Raw genomic sequence first — 1,849 nt, forward strand, 5'->3', positions numbered from 1 at the left:
CCGCGCCCCAGCATTCGAATCACCGTCCGCCGCAGCTGCTCGCGCGCTGCTGGCTCAAGCTTTCTGACATCGATCTTTCCCATGTCAGGAGTATACGACTGTTTTCTATTTTAGGACCGGGTTAATAGAAGGCGTCCCATAAGGCTGGCGACTAGCTAACACCGCTGTATCGAAGGCTTAGATAGGCCAAGACGACCTTGCGCTTACACCTGATGCTTCAATAGATCGAAGTGCCTAGAAATATGATGCGCCAAAGAGGGTTGACCTCCTTCTTCTCTCCAACTTTCCAAGGCGAGCCGGAGGGTTCCTATAGCCACCATCGCCGTGACGCGATGTGCATTGCGCTTTGTCGGATCTGGCCAAAGTTCGAGCATGGCATTCAGCAGGGAATGTTCAAGTTCGACATATGCGGCCTCCTTTCGAGCCCGAAGCGCTTCGCTTGAGCGAAGCAAGCCGTCAACGGCAATGGATTCTTTTGTTTCTAAACGAGAGGCAAGCTTGAGGAGGCACTCTCGTGCAGCATCAAGAGGGAACTGGTCTGGCGACTCTTGAAGCATTGTCGGATGCAGGGCTTGCGCAAAGCCACTGCCTTGCCATGCCAACAAGATGTCTTCCTTGGACTTGAAGTAGTAGAAGAGAGTGCGACGAGAGACTCCCGCCGCCGCTGCAATATTCTCCAGCGTCGTTTCTTCATACCCCTTCTTCACAAACAACTGCAAGCCAGCTTCAGCAATCCGCCCAAGGGTCTCGCGCCGTTTGCGCTCTCGCAGTCCACTTGGTTCGTCCGACGTATTTTTCATCGAATCTCCACACTAACCTTAGCCCTTTTAATTTTACACTTAGTGCAATAACATTTCTACACTGAGTGTTATTTTAGGAGCTTGGCATGGCATTCCATCAGAAGGTTTGGTTCGTGACCGGTGCCTCCCGGGGATTCGGAAGGATCTGGACGGAAGCAGCTCTCGATCGCGGAGACAAGGTAGTTGCCACAGCGCGTGATCCGGAAGCGCTCAACGAACTTGTCACCACTTATGGCAATTCCATGCTGGCGCTGCCGCTCGACGTTACGGATCGGGATGCGGTATTCAAGACGGTCGAACAAGCGCACCAGCAATTCGGCCATCTCGACGTGATCCTGTGCAATGCTGGCTACGGTTATATGAGCACCATCGAGGAGATGGTGCCGGAGGATGCGCAGAAGAATATCGACACCAATCTGTTTGGCACGCTGTCAGTCATCCAGGCCGCACTTCCCATCCTACGCAGGCAGCACAGCGGACACATTCTCACCATGTCGAGCATCGGAGGCATCGCCAGCTTTCCAAGCGGCGGCATATACCTCGCCACGAAGTTCGCCATCGAGGCATTGTCGGAGGCGCTCGCCGGCGAAGTGGCCAGCTTTGGAATCAAGGTCACGATCATCGAGCCGGGCAGCTTCAAGACAGGCTTTGGAACCTCGACCGTGGCGGCATCGCCCATGCCGGAATATGACGCTCTGCGGAAAGCTGCGCGCGCATCGTTCAAACCCGAAATGACAGGTGATCCGGCGGCGACTGCCGCAGCCATCCTCAAGGTGGTAGATGCCGAAAATCCGCCGATGCGCCTCATGCTCGGCAACTGGCTGCTTCCGATGATGAAGCAGGTTTATCAGAGGCGGATTGAAACTTGGGAAGAATGGGCCGCCGTGTCCAATGCCGCGCAAGGCGACGCAGGATAGATCGCTATTAACCCGGTCCTAAAATAGAAAACAGTCGTATACTCCTGACATGGGAAAGATCGATGTCAGAAAGCTTGAGCCAGCAGCGCGCGAGCAGCTGCGGCGGACGGTGATTCGAATGCTGGGGCGCGG

2 protein-coding genes are annotated in these 1,849 nt (G+C 55.1%); one reads left to right on the top strand and one right to left on the bottom strand.

Features of this window, described 5'->3' with window-relative positions; all coding sequences use genetic code 11:
• Nucleotides 1–203 precede the first annotated feature (203 nt).
• Nucleotides 204–800, bottom strand: a complete 597-nt coding sequence (locus NZ453_RS21815; RefSeq protein ID WP_263773115.1) for a TetR/AcrR family transcriptional regulator — start codon at nucleotides 798–800, stop codon at nucleotides 204–206.
• Between the two features lie 86 nt (nucleotides 801–886).
• Here NZ453_RS21815 and NZ453_RS21820 point away from each other — a divergent pair, with 86 nt between their 5' ends.
• Nucleotides 887–1,717, top strand: coding sequence for an SDR family NAD(P)-dependent oxidoreductase (locus NZ453_RS21820; RefSeq protein WP_263773116.1), 831 nt, complete (start codon nucleotides 887–889; stop codon nucleotides 1,715–1,717).
• The last annotated feature ends 132 nt before the right edge of the window (nucleotides 1,718–1,849 follow it).

It is taken from the genome of Propionivibrio soli (assembly GCF_025770765.1).
GTDB classification, from domain to species: Bacteria; Pseudomonadota; Gammaproteobacteria; order Burkholderiales; family Rhodocyclaceae; genus Propionivibrio; species Propionivibrio soli.

Bases quoted from the DNA above. Each gene is read 5' to 3' on its own strand.
- NZ453_RS21815 (WP_263773115.1), bottom strand. From the start codon at position 800: ATGAAAAATACGTCGGACGAACCAAGTGGACTGCGAGAGCGCAAACGG.
- NZ453_RS21820 (WP_263773116.1), top strand. From the start codon at position 887: ATGGCATTCCATCAGAAGGTTTGGTTCGTGACCGGTGCCTCCCGGGGA.